The organism is Kitasatospora sp. YST-16 (assembly GCF_026802215.1).
Taxonomy (GTDB): Bacteria; Actinomycetota; Actinomycetes; order Streptomycetales; family Streptomycetaceae; genus Kitasatospora; species Kitasatospora cineracea.
Map to the genome: position 1 here is coordinate 2,868,316 of NZ_CP113837.1, position 16,362 is coordinate 2,884,677.

Consider the following 16,362-nt stretch of genomic DNA (forward strand, 5'->3'; position numbering starts at 1 on the left):
GTCAGCGCTCCTTCGGCTTCGTCGGGGCGGCGGCGGACGGCTTCCCGGCCCGCAGCCTGCCCGCCCGCGGCTTGGCGCGGCCGCCCTCGGTGCGGGACAGCACGATCGCGCCGACCAGGGCCGCCAGCAGCAGCACCGAGAGCGCCTCGAACGGCAGCACCCAGTGCGAGAACAGGTACTCGCCGGTCAGCCGGGTGGTGCCGGCCGCGCCGGACAGGTCGATCCAGGACGAGCGGAACGCGTCGACCACCAGGGTGACCAGGGTCGCGGCGGAGGCGGCGCCGACCGCGAGGGCGGCCGGGCGGTTGCCGGAGTCGGCGTCCGGGGAGCGGCCGATCGGGGCGCGGGTCAGCATCAGGCCGAACAGCACCAGCACGATCACCGAGCCCAGGTACACCAGCACCTGCACCCAGGCCACGAACTCGGCCGTCAGCAGCAGGAACTCGACCGCCAGCCCGCCCAGCGCGACCACCAGCCAGAGCGCGGCGTGCACCAGTTGGCGGGTGGTCACCGAGACCACGGCGGCGCCGAGCACGAGCACACCGACCAGCAGGAAGACGATCTCCTGCCCGGTCGGCGAGAGGTACGAGCGCGCGGCGGGCTCCAGCGAGCCCGCCGCGGCCAGCAGGGTGCTCAACTCTCCCCACCCTCCTCGGCGGCAGCGGCGGCAGCGGCTTCGGCAGCAGCGGCGGCGGCCAGCTTGTCGGCGGCCTTGCGGGCCATGGCGATCTCCTTGGGCTCCTCCGCCGCGGCGTCGTGCGCGGGCGGCGGCGGGACGGTCCACATCCACTCGCGCAGCCGCTCGCGCTCGTGGGTGAGCTCGCGGATGTCGGTCTCCGCGTACTCGAACTCCGGGGACCAGAACAGCGCGTCGAACGGGCACACCTCGACGCAGATCCCGCAGTACATGCAGAGCGAGAAGTCGATGGCGAAGCGGTCCAGCACGTTGCGGGTGCGGGCGCGGGCGTTCGGGTCGGCGGCGGGCAGCGTCTCCTTGTGGGAGTCGATGTAGATGCACCAGTCCGGGCACTCGCGGGCGCACAGCATGCAGACCGTGCAGTTCTCCTCGAGCAGCGCGATCACGCCGCGCGAGCGCGGCGGCAGGTCGGGCTGCACGTCCGGGTACTGCGCGGTGACGGTCCTGCGCATCATCGTGCGCAGGGTGACGGCCAGGCCCTTGGCCAGGCCGGAGCCGGGAATTCCCATTAGGAGATCGCCACCTTGATGATGCCGGTCAGGGCGAGCTGGGCCAGCGCCAGCGGGATCAGCACCGTCCACGCGAAGCGCATCAGCTGGTCCTCGCGCAGGCGCGGGTAGGTGACGCGCAGCCAGAGCACCACGAAGGCCAGCGCGAAGGTCTTCGCCAGCGTCCACAGCCAGCCGAGCTGATCGGAGAACGGGCCGTGCCAGCCGCCCAGGAACAGCACCGAGGTCAGCGCGCAGAGCACCACGATGCCCGCGTACTCGGCGAGCAGGAACAGTGCGAAGCGCAGGCCGGTGTACTCGGTGTACGCGCCGAAGATGATCTCCGAGTCGGCCACCGGCATGTCGAACGGCGGGCGCTGCAACTCGGCCAGGCCGGCCGTGAAGAACACGAACGCGCCGATCGCCTGCCACGGCACCCACCACCAGTGGTAGGCGTCCACGATGCCGGGCAGCGAGACGGTCCCCGCCGCCATCGCCACCGAGGCGGCGGCCAGCAGCATCGGCAGCTCGTACGACATCAGCTGCGCGGCCGTGCGCAGCGCGCCCAGCAGCGAGAACTTGTTGGCCGACGCCCAGCCCGCCATCAGCGAGCCCAGCACGCCGACGCCCATCACGGCCAGCACGAAGAAGATGCCCGCGTCGACCACCTGGCCGACCATCCCGCCGGGCCCGACCGGGATCACCAGCAGCACCAGCAGGTACGGCAGCAGCGCGACGGCCGGGGCCAGTTGGAAGACCTTCCGGTCCGCCCCGGACGGGACGACGTTCTCCTTCTGGACGAACTTCACGCCGTCGGCGACCAGTTGCGCCCAGCCGTGGAAGCCGCCCGCGTACATCGGGCCGAGCCGGCCCTGCATGTGCGCCATCACCTTGTGCTCGGCCTGGCCGACCACCAGCGGCAGCACCAGGAACGCCACCAGCGTGCCGACGCAGCGCAGCAGCGTGTCGAGGAGGTTCACGCGCTGTCTCCGTCCTGCTTCTCGGTCTGCTGTTCGGGCTGCTGGGGTTGGTCCGACTGATCCGGCTGTTCCGGTTGTTCCGGTTGCTCGTCGTGGGCCGGGACGGGCGCGTGCCACGGGGCGTCGGACGACTGGGTGCGGGCGGTGCGGCGCGGCGCCTCGGGCTGCTCGGCCGGTTCGGCGGCCTGGCTGACCGAGCCCTCGCCGACGCTGCGGGTGCGGCGCGGCCGGTCCGCGCGCACCGGCGGGGCGTCGGCGGCGGCCTGGCTCGCGGAGCCGGCCTCCGTGCTGCGGGTGCGGCGCGGGCGGTCGGCGCCCGCGGCGGCGGCCCGGGCCCCGCGGGCGGGGCGTTCGGCGACCGGCGGCAGGGTGCCCTTGAGCGGGCCCCACTCGTTCGGGTCGGGGACGCCGGCGGGCTGCATCTTGCGCCGGGCCGGGCCGCCGTGGTCGGCGGACTCGCCGGGCTCCTTGGCGCCGGGCCAGTCCTTGGCGACCCGGGCGGCCAGCACGAAGTCCTTGCGCAGCGGGTGGCCCTCGAAGCCGTCCGGCAGCAGCAGGGTGACGGGGTGCGGGTGGCCGGTGAACCCGATGCCGAACATCTCCAGGGTCTCCCGCTCGTGCCAGGCGGCACCGGCGTACACCCCGACGGCGGTGGGCAGTTCGGCCCTCTCGCGCGGCACCCGGGTGCGCAGCAGCAGCCGGCGCACGCCGCCGGGCCCGCCGACGGCGGCCAGGTGCGCGCAGACGGCGAAGCCCCGGTCGAGGTCGTCGACGGCGCTCAGCCAGTCCAGGAAGGCCAGGCCGAGGACGTCGCGGGCGGCGGTGAGCGCCTCGATCCAGTGCTCGGCGGGCACGTCGACGGTCAGCAGGTCGTACGCCTCGGTGGCGCTCGCCCACGGGCCGACGGACGCGGCGGTCCGCTCGGCGGGGGTGGGCTCGGCGGCGGGCACCGGCTCGGCGGGCGTCTCGGGGACCTCGGGGGTCTCCGGGGTGTCGGTCACTGCTGCCCCTCCCCCGGCGCGGTGCCCGGCGCGGTCCGCAGCGGGCGGCCCAGCGCGGCGGCGGGCGCGGCGTAGCGCTGCGGGACGTCCTCGGCAGCGATCTTCTCCTGCAGCTTGAGGATGCCCTGGAGCAGCGCCTCGGGCCGCGGCGGGCAGCCGGGCACGTAGACGTCGACCGGGATGATCTGGTCGACGCCCTTGGTGACGGAGTACGAGTCCCAGTACGGGCCGCCGGAGTTGGCGCAGGCGCCGAAGGAGATGACGTACTTCGGTTCGGGCATCTGCTCGTACAGGCGCTTGACGGCTGGGGCCATCTTGTCGGTGACGGTGCCCGAGACGATCATCAGGTCGGCCTGCCGGGGGCCGGGCGCGAACGGGATGACACCCATCCGGATGAAGTCGTGCTTGGCCATCGACGCGGCGATGAACTCGATCGCGCAGCAGGCCAGTCCGAAGTTGAAGCACCAGAGGCTGTAGCGGCGGCCCCAGTTGAGCACCACCTTGACCGGGTCCGGGGCGAGCCGGGCCAGCGGGCCGAGGCGGCGCTGCTCGACGGCGGCGCCGGGGCGGGCCGGGTCGGGGATGCCGAGCGGGACGGGGCCGGAGCCGGGCGTCCCGTGCGAGTGCGTCACGTCCATTCCAGAACGCCCTTCTTCCAGGCGTAGAGCAGTCCGACCGCGAGGAAGCCGATGAAGACGAACATCTCCACCAGCGTGACCGCCCCGAAGCCGGCGGCGGAGAACACCGTGGCCCACGGGAACAGGTAGATCGCGTCGACCGCGAAGATCACGTACAGGAAGGCGTAGACGTAGTACCGGATCTGCGTGTGCGCCCAGCCCTCGCCGACCGGGTCCACCCCGCACTCGTAGGCGAGCAGCTTCTCGGGGGTGTCGACCACCGGTCGCATCAGGCGGTTCGCGGTGAAGGCCACCGCGACGAAGAGGACGCCGATGACCGCCAGCAGACCGATCGCCGCGTAGGCGTCGAAGTAGCCGCTGCCGGCGGCGGGGTCGGCAGCGAGCGGCTGCCACTCCATGGGTCACGCCCTTCTTCTTTGCCCGTCCATAACCATCGCTATCGCGGGAGTCTATGTGCACCGCTCGTTTACTCCGCCACCCGCCCGTTCTGCAAGACGGACGGTGGACGTCCGCTGGACGCCGGCGGAATTCCGCTTGCGGACGGTCCGGGCCCGGGCTGCAGGACGGAGGGTGGGGATAACCCCCGGAAGAAGACGGTGTGCAGCACCATGGCGGGGGGAGGTCGCCGGCCGGGATGCTGGTGATCGACGAAGCACCGGCGAGAGCACCAGGAAAGGGCGCCGACCATGGAGGACGAGGCGAAGCGCCCGTCGTTGTACGGGGCACCGCTGTGGCGGGAGGTGCGCAACGCGCTGCTGAACCTGCCGATCGGAGTGGCCGGGTTCGCCGTGACGGCGGTGCTGCTGACGGCCGGGCTGGGCCTGGCGGTGACGGTGATCGGGCTGCCGCTGCTGGCCTTCGGGCTGGGCTGCTGCCGCCAGTTCGGCCGGCTGGCCCGGGCCCGGGCGCGGGCCGACCTGGGCAGCACCGTCCCCGAGCCGGAGCCGCTGCGCCCGTCCCGGGCCGGGGTGGCCGGCCGGGTGATGGCCGCCCTGGGGGACGGGCTGAGCTGGCGCTCCGCGCTGTACTGCGTGGTGCTGCTGATCTGGGGCATCCTCGGCTTCGTGCTGACGCTGCTGCTGCTGGTGGTCGGCTGGCCGGTGCTGCCGTGGGCGATGCGGATGCTGAGCGGCGTCTCCCGGTGGCTGGTGGAGGTGCTGCTGGCGCCGGGCGCGCTGGCCGAGCGGGTCCGCGAGCTGGAGGACGACCGGGGCGTGGTGGTCGACACCGCCGCGGCCGACCTGCGCCGGATCGAACGGGACCTGCACGACGGCGCGCAGGCCCGGCTGGTGGCGCTGGCGATGGACCTGGGCCTGGCGAAGGAGAAGCTGACGGAGGATCCGGCGGCGGCCCAGCAGATGGTCGACGCGGCGCACGGCGAGGTCAAGCTGGCCCTGCAGGAGCTGCGCGACCTGGCCCGCGGCATCCACCCCGCGGTGCTCACCGACCGCGGGCTGGACGCGGCGCTCTCCTCGGTCGCGGCCCGCTGCACGCTGCCCGGCGGCGTCCGGGTGCACGTCGAGCTGGGCGGCGAGCGGCCGGACTCCGCGGTCGAGGGCATCGCCTACTTCACCGTCAGCGAGCTGCTGACGAACGCCTCCAAGCACTCCGGCGCCCGCACCGCCTCGGTGGACGTCTGGCGCCAGGAGGACCGGCTGATGCTGACGGTGCGGGACGACGGCCGGGGCGGGGCCCGGGTGCACCCGGGCGGCGGGCTGGCCGGCCTGGCCGAGCGGGCCGAGTCGGTGGACGGCGTGTTCGTGGTGGACAGCCCGGCCGAGGGGCCGACCTCGGTGACGGTCGAGCTGCCCTGGCGCACCCGGGCCGGCCACAAGGGCTGAGCCCCCGCGGATGCGGACGTGGACGGGCCCGGAGTGCCGCCTCCCTTGCGCGGTACGGCACTCCGGGCCCGGGCCTGTCGGGCGCTACAGCGTCCCGAGGGTGACCTCCGCGGTCTTGGGCTGCCCGTCCCGCAGGTAGCCGACGGTGACCTTGTCACCGGGGCTCAGCGAGGCCAGCGCGCTGGTCAGCGCCGAGGGGCTGGTGATCGTGGTGTCGTTGACCTTGTTGATCACGTCGCCCGCTTGCAGCCCGGCCGAGGCGGCCGGCCCGCCGCCGACCACCGAGACCACGGCCGCGCCGGCCGGCTGGAAGTTGGTGTCGAAGTACGGGCGGACGGTCACCCCGAGCCCGGCCCGGCCGGAGTTGGTGACCTTGCCGTCCTTGATCAGCTGGTTGGCGATGCTGGTCACGGTGGCCGCGGGGATGGCGAAGCCGATGCCGGGCGCGGCCGAGCCGTTCAGCTCGGGGTCGACGGCGGTCAGCGTGTTGATCCCGACCACCTGGCTGGAGAGGTTGACCAGCGCTCCGCCGCTGTTGCCGGGGTTGATCGCGGCCGAGGTCTGCACCATGTTGCCGATGGTGGCGCCGGGCGAGTCGGTGGTCTTCGGTTCGCTGACGGTCCGCCCGACCGCCGAGACGATGCCCTGGGTGACGCTGCTGGACAGGCCGAGCGGGCTGCCCATCGCCAGCGTGATCTGCCCGACCGCGACCTTGGCGCTGTCCGCGAAGGCGGCGGGCTTGAGGCCGCTGGGCGGGCTGCCCAGCTTGATCACCGCGAGGTCGGAGTCCGGGTAGCTGCCGACCAGCGTGGCGTCCAGCGGCTTGGTGCTGTTGGCCAGCGTCACGGTGAAGGTGGTGGCGGTGCCGACCACGTGCGCGTTGGTGACGATGTCGCCCTTGTCGTCGAAGACGATCCCGGAGCCGAGGCTGTCCCCCGCGGTGATCTGCACCACCGAGGGCAGCACCTGGGAGATCACGTGCTGGTAGTCCTGCTCCAGCTGGTTGCTGCTGGACGGGGCGGGCGCGGACGAGGAGCTGCTGGCCGCCGCGGTGGAGCTGGTCCCGGAGCCGGAGCTGGAGCAGCCGGTGGCCAGCAGCGCCGCCGCGGCGAGCACCGCCGCGGGCCCGAGCCACAGCTTGGGCCCGGTGGGCCGGGGGCCCGCCGGGATCGGGCGGGTCGGTTCCTTCTTCGGGCGCACCACGGCCACCTCCGGTCGCAGGACAGAACTTTGTCACTGTTTCACCGAAATGTCCGAATGTCCGTGCGGACACACCACAACACCGGGAAAAGGCCGCGTCTAGGATCGGGCCATGACCTGGTTGATCACCGGCGGTGCCGGTTACATCGGTGGACACGTCGTCAAGGAACTGACCGGTGCGGGCGAGCCGGTGGTCGTCCTGGACGACCTGAGCAGCGGTTCGGCCGACCGCCTGCCCGCCGGGGTCCCGCTGGTGGAGGGCTCCACCCTGGACCGGCCGCTGCTGGACAAGGTGATCGCCGAGCACGGGGTGACCGGCATCCTGCACATCGCCGCCAAGAAGCAGGTCGGCGAGTCGGTCGACGAGCCGCTGCGCTACTACCGGGAGAACGTCGAGGGCCTGCGCCTGGTCCTGGAGGCCGCGGTGGCCGGCGGCGTGCGCCGGATCCTGCTCTCCTCCTCCGCCGCCGTCTACGGCATGCCGGACGTCGACCTGGTCACCGAGTCCACCCCGTGCGCGCCGATCAACCCGTACGGCGAGACCAAGCTGGTCGGCGAGTGGCTGCTGAACGCCTGCGCCACCGCCTACGGGACGTCCACGGTGGCGCTGCGCTACTTCAACGTGGCGGGCGCGGCCACCCCGGAGCTGTCCGACGAGGGCGTCACCAACCTGGTCCCGATGGTGTTCGAGCGGCTGGCGGCCGGGCAGCCGCCGCGGGTCTTCGGCGCCGACTACCCGACCCCGGACGGCACCTGCGTCCGCGACTTCATCCACGTCTCGGACATCGCCTCCGCCCACCTGGCGGCGGTCCGCCGGCTGAACGCGGCCGGGCCGGACGAGCGGGTCAACCTGACCCTGAACATCGGCCGCGGCGAGGGCGTCTCGGTGCAGGAGATGCTCACCGTGATCGGCGAGGTCACCGGCCTCGACACCACCCCCGAGATCACCCCGCGCCGCCCCGGCGACCCGGCCCGGGTGGTGGCCGCCGCCGACCTGATCCGGCAGGAGCTCGGCTGGAGCGCCCGGTACGACGTGCGCGAGACGGTCGCCTCGGCCTGGGCCGGCTGGCAGCACCGCCACCCGTAGCGCCCGCCCGCGCGGCGGCCCCGGACCTCACCGCGAGGTCCGGGGCCGTACCGTTTCGCCGCGGCTACTGCGGGACGGCGGTGCCGTAGAAGGAGTCCAGCGCGTACACGCAGCGGTCCTTGGAGCCGACGAACACCCGGCCGCCGACCGCCACCGGGGAGCCGGTCAGCTCGCCCTTGGTGCCCAGCTCCCAGCGCAGCCGGCCGGTGGCCAGCTCCAGGGTGTGCAGCGAGTGGTCGCGGCTGCCCAGGTGCACCAGGCCCTCGGCGACCGCCGGGGAGCCGACCAGGTCGCCCCGGGTGGTGTAGCGCCAGCGCTCCCGGCCGCCGGCCGCCTCGAACGCGAACAGGGTGTCGCCGGAGCCCAGCAGCACCGCCCCGTCGGCGACCACGGCCGGCTCGGCGCCCTGCCGGGAGGCGGTGGCGGCCCGCCACAGGCCGTGCCCGGTGGCGGCGTCCAGCGCGTACAGGGTGCCGAGGTAGTCGGCGACGTACACCGCGCGGCCGTCCACCGCGGGCGGGGTGAACAGCACCACCGGCGCGTCGAACCGCCAGCGCTCGGCGCCGGTGGCCGCGTCCAGCGCGTGCACCCGCTGACCGGACGTCACGTACAGCACCCCGCCGCGCTCGACCGGGCGGGAGGGCACCTCGCCGCCCAGCGGCACCGCCCAGCGCACCCCGCCGCCGAGCGGGTCCACGCAGTGCAGCCGGCCGCCGCCCTGGTAGTAGGCGGAGCCGGCGATCAGCGCCGGGCCGGACTGCGGGTTCTCGTACTCCTGCTGGGCGTCGTCGGCCCGCCACAGCTCGGCGCCGGTGGCCGCCGCGCGCAGCTGCACGCCGCCGCCGCGCACCCCGCAGCACAGCACGCCGTCGGCGGCGTCCAGCGAGTACACCCAGCCGTCCAGCGAATGCCGCCAGCGCTCGGTGCCGTCGGCGGCGTCCACCGTGTACAGGTGCGGGCCGTCGGCGGCGTGCACCCGGCCGGCGTCGACGGCCAGCGCCCAGGCCACGTCGCGGGTCTTCCAGCGGCGCTCGCCGGAGCCGATGTCCAGCGCGTGCACCTCGAAGCTGGAGGCGAACAGCGTGCCGTCGGCGACCACCGGGGTGCCCCACACGTCGTTCGACATCCGGAACCGCCAGGGCCGCCAGCGGGTGGCGGGCTGCGGCGGGGCGGCGGACGGGGCGGAGCTGCGGCGCACCCAGTCGGTGCCGGCCGGGGCGGCCGAGGGGGCGGCCGGTTCGGCCCGCGGCCCGGGCCCTATCGGCACGTGCGCGCCGGCCAGCCGGATCTCGCCGTCGCCGCCCGGGGCGCCGGGCACCGGCCGCCGGTGCGGGCGCACCCGCTCGGTGACCACCTCGGCCTCGGAGACCGGCCCGGCCGACCCGACCGGCCCGAGCGCCCCGATCGGCGCCGGGGACGGGGACAGGGCCGGGGACTGCGGGACGGGCGGCGGCGAGAGCGGCGGCCCGACCGGCTGGGCCGGCAGCAGCACCGGCGGCTGCGGCCGGGCCGGCGGCTGGCTGACGGGCCGTCTGCTGCTGCGCTTGGCCTCGATCAGGTCGAGCGCGGCGGGCGGCAGCCAGTCGCCGGCCTCGCCGGAGGCGTCCTCCCGGGAGAACAGGTGCGGGGCCAGCTCGGCCTGGATCTGGGCGGGCGTCGGCCGGTGCTCGGGCGTGGGCCGCATGCAGGCCCGGACCAGGTCGACCAGTTCGACCGGCAGCCCGGACAGGTCGGGCTGGTCGCGCAGCAGCTGGAACACCGTCTCGACCGGGTTGGAGCCGCGGTAGGGCGGGTGCCCGGTGGCGCAGAACACCACCAGCGAGCCGAGCGAGAACACGTCGCTGGCGCCGGTGACGCTACGGCTGTCCCGGGCCTGCTCGGGCGACATGTAGGCGGGGGTGCCGACCGCGACGTTGGTCATGGTGAGCCGGGTGCTGGAGACCCCGGCGGCGATGCCGAAGTCGATCACCCGCGGCCCGTCCTCGACCACCAGCACGTTGGACGGCTTGAGGTCCCGGTGCACCAGGCCCGCGGCGTGGATGGACTGCAGCGCCTCGGCGATGCCCGCGGTCAGCCAGCGCACCGCGTCGGCGGGCAGCGGCCCGCAGTCGGTGACCAGGTCCTCCAGCGAGGGCGCGGGCACGTACGCGGTGGCCAGCCACGGGACGGCCGCGTCGGCGTCGGCGTCCACCACGGCGGCGGTGTAGAAGCCGCCGACCGTCTTGGCCGCGGCGATCTCCCGCGCGAAGCGGACCCGGAACAGGTTGTCCTCGGCCAGCTCGCTGCGGACGGTCTTGATGGCCACCCGGCGCCCCGAGGCCGACCGGGCCAGGTACACCAGGCCCATGCCGCCCGCGCCGAGCCGGGCCAGCACTTCGAAGGGCCCGATCCGCCTCGGATCGTGCGCCGTCAGCTGGTCCACTCCGCAGCCACCTCCCCTTCCGCCAACGCCCCCCGGCGGTGGCGCCCCCCGATTCTCCAATGCCCGCCGCCCGGGAGCCAATCTCCCCCGCCCGTGACACGCCCCCCGGTACCGGAGCCGCCCGCTCCGGCTCCGCCCCCGGCACCCTCCGACCCCTCCGCAGCTGACTTGTCGTCACGCTGTGGGGTCATCAGCACACGGGGGGGCAACAACTCAAGCAGAAATGGCACTGTTTCCCCCCTCACCCGGACTAATAGTCGCACTACCGATTAGCGCCAAGATCTCGCCGCTGTAAGCTGACGGCATGACAGGACAAGTTCGCACCGTCGACGGTCGCGTCGCCGGGCGGCGCGGACAGGAGACGCGGCAGAAGCTGCTCGACTGCCTCCGCGAGATGCTCAGCACGTCGCCGTACCGGGACGTCAAGGTCATCGACGTCGCCCGTATGGCGGGAACCTCCCCCGCGACCTTCTACCAGTACTTCCCGGATGTCGAGGGCGCAGTCCTTGAGATCGCCGAGGAAATGGCCGAGGACAGCGGCGGGCTCAAAGAGCTCGTCGATGGAAAGTCCTGGGCGGGAAAGACCGGCTTCACCACTTCCGAAGAACTGGTGGACGGATTCCTCGCCTTCTGGCGCAAGAATGACGCCATTCTCCGAGTGGTCACACTCGGTGCCGCCGAAGGGGACAAGCGGTTCTTCAAGATCCGCATGAAGGTCCTCAACTCGGTGGCGGCCCCGCTCACCGAAGCGGTGCGCAACAACCAGGGCAAGACCGACAAGACGGTCGAACCGTCGGCGGTCGCCGGCGCCCTGGTGTCGTTGCTGGCCGCGGCGGCCGAGCACGGCAAGGCGTTCACCTCGTGGGGCGTGAAGGTCAAGGACCTCAAGCCCAACCTGGCGCTCCAGGTCTACCTGGGAGTCACCGGAAAGAAGCCGCCGAAGTAAAACCGGCCCGAATTGGCGCTCGGCCCCGGTTCCTGTCCGGGTGTGTCGGATGCGGCCGTGCCTCGGGGGAGGTTCGCCGACGTACCGCGGAGCGCCGTCCTACAACGGACGAAGGGGCGGCCGGGAGAGATTCCTCTCCCGGCCGCCCCTTCGTGCTGCCGGGGCGCCGCTCAGGGGCAGCGCACGACCTGGCCGGCGTAGGCCAGGCCGCCGCCGAAGCCGAAGAGCAGCACCGGGTCGCCGCTGTGCAGCTCGCCGCGCTCGACCAGCTTGGAGAGCGCGAGCGGGATGGAGGCGGCGGAGGTGTTGCCGGAGTCGACCACGTCGCGGGCGACGACCGCGTCCTCGGCCAGGCCGAGCTTGCCGGCGATCGCGTCGATGATCCGCAGGTTGGCCTGGTGGGCGACGAAGCCGCGCAGCTCGGACGGGTCGATGCCGGCCTTCTCGCACGCCCTGCGGGCCAGCGGGGCGACCTGGGTGGTGGCCCAGCGGAAGACGGTCTGGCCCTGCTGGCTGATGACCGGCTTCCAGTCGCCGCCGATCACCACCGCGTCGCCCTTCTCCGGCTCGGAGCCCCAGACCACCGGGCCGACGCCGGCCCGCTCGTCCGGCACCGCCTCCAGCACGGCCGCGCCGGCGCCGTCGCCGAAGATCACGCAGGTGGTGCGGTCGGTCCAGTCCAGGATGTCGGACATCCGCTCCACGCCGATCACCAGCGCCCGGGTGGCGGCGCCGGCCCGGATCGCGTGGTCGGCGGTGGCCAGCGCGTAGGAGAAGCCCGAGCAGGCGGTGTTCAGCTCGTACGCGGCGGGGGTGGGGATGCCGAGGCGGGCGGCGACGGCGGCGGCGGTGTTGGGGCTGCGCTCGACGGCGGTGCAGGTGGCGACGGCGACCAGGTCGACCTGGTCGGCCGTCACCCCCGCGTTGGCCAGCGCCTTCTCGGCGGCGCCCACCGCGAGGTCGACCAGGGTCTCCTCCTCCGCGATGTGCCGGGTGCGGATGCCGACCCGGGAGCGGATCCACTCGTCGTCGGTGTCGACCATCGCCGAGAGGTCGTCGTTGGTCAGGACCTTCGGCGGCTGGTGGTGGCCCAGCGCCACGATGCGGGAGGCGGTCATACAGCCACTCAACCGGGTTACCGGCGAGTCGGGCGGTGACGCCCTGACACAGGATCGAGTGTCGGAAGCTGTAGGGCCTTCACAACCGGAACGCGGTCAGGTGGCCAGCGACTGGGCGTCGCCCATCATGATCATCGGGTGCAGCGCCGGGTCCAGGGTCTTGATCAGCTCGACCATGTGGTCCTCGGTCAGCGAGACGCAGCCGTGGGTGGGGCCGCCGTGGTCGAGGTGCAGCCAGATGCCGCCGCCCTTGGCCGCGCCCTCCGGGTAGGTGGTGTCGAGCGGGGACTTGCCCTCGGCCCGGTTGTAGTTGATCGCCACCACGTAGTCGAAGGAGCCGGCCAGCGGTTCGTTGTTGAAGCCGCGTCCGGACATCACGAAGTTCTTGTTGTGGTCGTACGGCAGCTTGGAGCCGGGGTCGGCCTCGCGGCCGCCGGCGTCGGTGAGCGAGAACAGGCCGATCGGGCTGCGCAGGTCGCCGGAGCGGTGGTCGGCGGTCCAGCCCTTGTAGGCGTTGTGGGCGGGCCAGGCCTGGCCGGCCTGCCAGCTGCCGTCGTCGCCGCGGGTCCAGAGCGTGACGGTGTTGTCCGAGGAGTCCTTGCCCTGGCCGCTGGCGACCAGCAGCTGGCGGGTGTCGGCGGGGACCTTGGCCATCCAGCCGGCGCCGATGCCCGGGATGGTGGTGATCCGGTCCCGGTCGGAGCGGTCCGCGGCGGGGGCCTCGGTGTGCTGGCCGGCGTCGGCGGCCTGCATCGGGACGACCTCGGGCTCGCGGTCGGGGGCGGCGCTGGCGGTCTGGCCCTGGAAGCTGCGGCCGGGGCCGACGGTGAACCAGCCGGCCGCGAGGGCCAGCAGGGTCGCGGTGCCGACGGTGAGCTTGCGGGCGCGGCGCGGCGGCTTGGGCTTGCGGCGGCTGCGACGGGTGGCGGCTCGGCCCTGGGGCTGCTCGGCCTCGCTCCGGTCGGTCGGCGCGGCGGCCGGACGGCGGTGCGAGGCGGTGCGATGGGAACCGGACATGCGAACGATCCTCCCAGACCGCGGGGACGGGGTGGAACCCGGGCCGTGTGATGAGCCTGTGAGCATACGCGCCCGGGAAACGTTTCTTCGCGCTCCCGACCGCCCCGGTAGTGCGTCTTCGTCCCCCGCGCCCCCGGGGAACGCCGCGCGCCCGGTGGCCGGAAACCGGTCACCGGGCGCGGGCCGCGCGTGGCGGGGAGTCAGAGGCGCATCGCCTGCGGGGTCTCCCGGCGCAGCAGGTCCGGGCCGTCGTACTCGCGGATGATCTCGTAGCGGGTGTTGCGCTCGACCGGGCGGAAGCCGGCGTCCCGGATCAGCTGGAGCAGGTCGTCGCGGCCCAGCTTGTTGGGGGTGCCGAAGTTGTCCGCGTCGTGGGTGATCTTGTACTCGACCACCGAGCCGTCCATGTCGTCCGCGCCGTGGCTGAGCGCCAGTTGGGCGGTGGTGACGCCGTGCATCACCCAGAAGACCTTGACGTGCGGGACGTTGTCGAACAGCAGGCGGGACACCGCGAAGGTCTTCAGCGCCTCGGCGCCGGTGGCCATCTCGGTGCGCTCCATCAGGCGGTTGCGGACCTTGCCGTCCTTGGAGTCGTGGAAGTCGTGCTGGTAGCGCAGCGGGATGAAGACCTGGAAGCCGCCGGTCTCGTCCTGCAGTTCGCGCAGCCGCAGCACGTGGTCGACCCGGTGGCGGGGCTCCTCGATGTGGCCGTAGAGCATGGTGGCCGGGGTCTTGAGGCCCTTCTCGTGCGCCAGGCGGTGGATCCTCGACCAGTCCTCCCAGTGGGTCTCGTGGTCGACGATGTGCTGGCGGACCTCCCAGTCGAAGATCTCCGCGCCGCCGCCGGTCAGCGACTCCAGGCCGGCCTCGATCAGCTCGTCCAGGATCTCGCTCGCGCTCAGGCCGCTGATCCGCTCGAACCAGTGGATCTCGGTGGCGGTGAACGCCTTCAGCGAGACGTTCGGCAGCGCGGCCTTCAACTCCTTGAGGGAGCGCGGGTAGTAGCGCCACGGCAGGGTCGGGTGCAGGCCGTTGACGATGTGCAGCTCGGTCAGCGACTCCGACTCCATCGCCTTGGCGAGCCGGACGGCCTCCTCGATCCGCATCGTGTACGCGTCCTTCTCGCCCGGCTTGCGCTGGAACGAGCAGTACGCGCAGGAGGCGCTGCAGACGTTGGTCATGTTCAGGTGGCGGTTGACGTTGAAGTGGACGACGTCGCCGTTCTTCCGCGTCCGCACGTGGTGCGCCAGCCCGCCCAGCCAGGCCAGGTCGTCGCTCGCGTAGAGCGCGATCCCGTCCTCGCGGGTCAGCCGCTCACCGGCGTAGACCTTCGCCTCCAGCTCGCGCTTGAGCCCTGCGTCCATGCGGTGCTCCGCCTCCTCGGGACTTCGATTCGTTGCCGGACCCGAGACTACGCCTACGCAGCGAGCAGTTCGGCCAGCAGGGCGGGGTCGAGGTTGCCGCCGCTGACGACCGCCGCGAACACCCGTCCGCCCAGCTCGTCGGCGTGGTGGAAGTAGGCGGCCGGGGCGACCGCGCCGGAGGGTTCGGCGACCAGGCGGCCGCGGCGGGCCAGCCGGGCGACGGTGGCGCGGATCTCGTCCTCGGTGACGGTGACGATGTCGTCCACGTAGGCGGTGATGTGCTCGAACGGGAGGACGCCCACCGACGGGGTGCGCAGGCCGTCGGCGATGGTGCGGTAGGTGTCGGCGACCGGCCAGGCGGTGCGGACGCCCTCGCGCAGGCTCTGCTGCGCGTCCGCCGCCAGCTCCGGCTCCACGCCGACGACCCGGACGCCCGGGCAGGCCAGCTTGAGCGCGGCGGCCGTCCCGGAGATCAGCCCGCCGCCGGAGACCGGCACCAGCACGGTGTCCAGCTCGTCCGGGGCGTCCTCGGCGATCTCCAGGCCGACCGTGCCCTGGCCCGCCACGATGTACGGGTCGTCGTACGGCGGCACCCAGACGTAGCCGTGCGCGGCGGCCAGCTCGGCCGGGACGGTGTCGCGCTGCTCGGCCGGGACGATCACCACCTCGGCGCCGAACGAGCGGGTGTTCTCGATCTTCACGGCGGGCGAGGTGTCGGGCATCACGATCACCGCCTTGATGCCGAGCCGCTGCGCCGCGTACGCCACCGCCTGGGCGTGGTTGCCGCTGGACTGGGCGACCACTCCCCTGGCCCGCTCCTCGTCGGTGAGCGCGGCCAGCCGGTTCGTCGCCCCGCGGATCTTGAACGCCCCGGTCGGCTGGAGGCTCTCCGGCTTCAGCCAGAGCCGCCGCCCGCCGTCCTCGGCCCACGGGCAGGGCAGCAGCGGGGTGCGCACCGCCGTGCCGGCGATCCGGCGTTGGGCGGCGCGCAGGTCTTCCAGGTCGACCAGGGTCATGGCGGGGCTTCCTCCGGGCTGGGGCTTATTCGGCGAGGTGCAGCGGGAGTTCGCTGACCCGGTTCTCCCACTTGGTGGAGAGCACCACCGTGGTGCGGGTGCGGGCCACCCCCTTGGTGCCGGACAGCCGCTTGACCACCGACTCCAGACCCTCCACGTCCGGCACCCGGACCTTCAGCATGTAGGAGTCGTCGCCCGCGATGAACCAGCAGTCCTCCACCTCCGGGAGGTCCTTCAGCCGGTGCGAGACGTCGTCGTGGTCGGCCGCGTCGGTGAGCTGGAGGCCGATCAGGGCCGTCACGCCGTAGCCGAGCGTCGCCGGGTTGACCGTCGCCCGGTAGCCGGTGATCACGCCCGCCTGCTCCAGCCGGTTGATCCGGTCCGTCACGCTCGGCCCGGACAGGCCCACCAGGCGGCCCAGCTCGGCGTACGAGGCGCGGCCGTTCTCCCGGAGTGCCTGGATGAGCTGTCTGTCCACAGAGTCCATTGCCTGCCGCGTCCTTCCGAACCTCACCAGAACCACAGATCATTATCCGGAATCCAAGGC

Annotated in this window: 16 protein-coding genes; 3 read left to right on the forward strand and 13 right to left on the reverse strand. The window is 73.2% G+C overall.

Features of this window, described 5'->3' with window-relative positions:
- Nucleotide 1 precedes the first annotated feature (1 nt).
- Genes OU787_RS12975 through OU787_RS13000 form a run of 6 tightly spaced genes read right to left on the reverse strand, consistent with a single transcriptional unit; the run spans nucleotide 2 to nucleotide 4,202 of the window.
- Nucleotides 2-637: an NADH-quinone oxidoreductase subunit J family protein gene (locus OU787_RS12975; RefSeq protein ID WP_063759685.1), complete on the reverse strand. Its 636-nt coding sequence runs from the start codon at nucleotides 635-637 to the stop codon at nucleotides 2-4.
- On the reverse strand, nucleotides 634-1,206 hold the full coding sequence (locus tag OU787_RS12980) for a NuoI/complex I 23 kDa subunit family protein (RefSeq protein ID WP_268659406.1): 573 nt from the start codon (nucleotides 1,204-1,206) through the stop codon (nucleotides 634-636). Before OU787_RS12980 ends, OU787_RS12975 begins: the two co-directional genes overlap by 4 nt.
- Nucleotides 1,206-2,165, reverse strand: coding sequence for an NADH-quinone oxidoreductase subunit NuoH (gene nuoH, locus OU787_RS12985; RefSeq protein WP_030462132.1), 960 nt, complete (start codon nucleotides 2,163-2,165; stop codon nucleotides 1,206-1,208). Before nuoH ends, OU787_RS12980 begins: the two co-directional genes overlap by 1 nt.
- Nucleotides 2,162-3,166 carry an NADH-quinone oxidoreductase subunit C gene (locus OU787_RS12990; RefSeq protein ID WP_035956400.1) on the reverse strand — a complete coding sequence of 335 codons (1,005 nt, stop codon included), beginning with the start codon at nucleotides 3,164-3,166 and terminating at the stop codon, nucleotides 2,162-2,164. Before OU787_RS12990 ends, nuoH begins: the two co-directional genes overlap by 4 nt.
- Complete coding sequence (locus OU787_RS12995) at nucleotides 3,163-3,804, reverse strand: NADH-quinone oxidoreductase subunit B (RefSeq protein ID WP_035956398.1); 642 nt, start codon at nucleotides 3,802-3,804, stop codon at nucleotides 3,163-3,165. The genes OU787_RS12990 and OU787_RS12995 overlap by 4 nt, the downstream gene beginning before the upstream one ends.
- Nucleotides 3,795-4,202 (reverse strand): NADH-quinone oxidoreductase subunit A, encoded by a 408-nt coding sequence (locus OU787_RS13000; RefSeq protein ID WP_030462130.1) that lies wholly within the window; start codon nucleotides 4,200-4,202, stop codon nucleotides 3,795-3,797. Before OU787_RS13000 ends, OU787_RS12995 begins: the two co-directional genes overlap by 10 nt.
- 288 nt (nucleotides 4,203-4,490) lie before the next feature.
- On the opposite strand from OU787_RS13000, the gene OU787_RS13005 reads away from it, so the two are divergent.
- Nucleotides 4,491-5,645, forward strand: a complete 1,155-nt coding sequence (locus OU787_RS13005; protein WP_030462129.1) for a sensor histidine kinase — start codon at nucleotides 4,491-4,493, stop codon at nucleotides 5,643-5,645.
- A gap of 84 nt (nucleotides 5,646-5,729) precedes the next feature.
- Here OU787_RS13005 and OU787_RS13010 read toward each other — a convergent pair whose 3' ends face one another.
- Nucleotides 5,730-6,815 carry a S1C family serine protease gene (locus OU787_RS13010; RefSeq protein ID WP_051817318.1) on the reverse strand — a complete coding sequence of 362 codons (1,086 nt, stop codon included), beginning with the start codon at nucleotides 6,813-6,815 and terminating at the stop codon, nucleotides 5,730-5,732.
- Between the two features lie 142 nt (nucleotides 6,816-6,957).
- Between OU787_RS13010 and galE the strand changes: the two genes are divergently transcribed.
- Entirely contained in the window at nucleotides 6,958-7,932 is a 975-nt protein-coding gene (gene galE / locus OU787_RS13015) for a UDP-glucose 4-epimerase GalE (protein ID WP_030462127.1), read from the forward strand.
- Between the two features lie 64 nt (nucleotides 7,933-7,996).
- Here the strand turns inward: galE and OU787_RS13020 are convergent, their stop codons facing one another.
- Nucleotides 7,997-10,354, reverse strand: a complete 2,358-nt coding sequence (locus OU787_RS13020) for a serine/threonine-protein kinase (protein WP_030462126.1) — start codon at nucleotides 10,352-10,354, stop codon at nucleotides 7,997-7,999.
- A 304-nt stretch (nucleotides 10,355-10,658) separates the two neighbouring features.
- Between OU787_RS13020 and OU787_RS13025 the strand changes: the two genes are divergently transcribed.
- Nucleotides 10,659-11,300 (forward strand): TetR family transcriptional regulator, encoded by a 642-nt coding sequence (locus tag OU787_RS13025; protein WP_030462125.1) that lies wholly within the window; start codon nucleotides 10,659-10,661, stop codon nucleotides 11,298-11,300.
- Nucleotides 11,301-11,470: 170 nt separating this feature from the next.
- On the opposite strand, the gene OU787_RS13030 is transcribed toward OU787_RS13025, so the two are convergent.
- The 5 genes from OU787_RS13030 to OU787_RS13050 all read right to left on the reverse strand — a co-directional run bounded on the left by OU787_RS13030 (nucleotide 11,471) and on the right by OU787_RS13050 (nucleotide 16,302).
- Nucleotides 11,471-12,418 carry a beta-ketoacyl-ACP synthase III gene (locus tag OU787_RS13030; RefSeq protein WP_030462124.1) on the reverse strand — a complete coding sequence of 316 codons (948 nt, stop codon included), beginning with the start codon at nucleotides 12,416-12,418 and terminating at the stop codon, nucleotides 11,471-11,473.
- A gap of 96 nt (nucleotides 12,419-12,514) precedes the next feature.
- The gene (locus OU787_RS13035; protein ID WP_030462123.1) at nucleotides 12,515-13,435 is read right to left on the reverse strand and encodes a L,D-transpeptidase family protein; all 921 of its coding nucleotides are present in this window, start codon (nucleotides 13,433-13,435) and stop codon (nucleotides 12,515-12,517) included.
- 200 nt (nucleotides 13,436-13,635) lie between these two features.
- Complete coding sequence (mqnE, locus tag OU787_RS13040; protein ID WP_030462122.1) at nucleotides 13,636-14,799, reverse strand: aminofutalosine synthase MqnE; 1,164 nt, start codon at nucleotides 14,797-14,799, stop codon at nucleotides 13,636-13,638.
- A 53-nt stretch (nucleotides 14,800-14,852) separates the two neighbouring features.
- Complete coding sequence (locus OU787_RS13045; RefSeq protein ID WP_030462121.1) at nucleotides 14,853-15,815, reverse strand: threonine ammonia-lyase; 963 nt, start codon at nucleotides 15,813-15,815, stop codon at nucleotides 14,853-14,855.
- Nucleotides 15,816-15,840: 25 nt separating this feature from the next.
- The gene (locus OU787_RS13050) at nucleotides 15,841-16,302 is read right to left on the reverse strand and encodes an Lrp/AsnC family transcriptional regulator (RefSeq protein WP_030462120.1); all 462 of its coding nucleotides are present in this window, start codon (nucleotides 16,300-16,302) and stop codon (nucleotides 15,841-15,843) included.
- Nucleotides 16,303-16,362 lie beyond the last annotated feature (60 nt).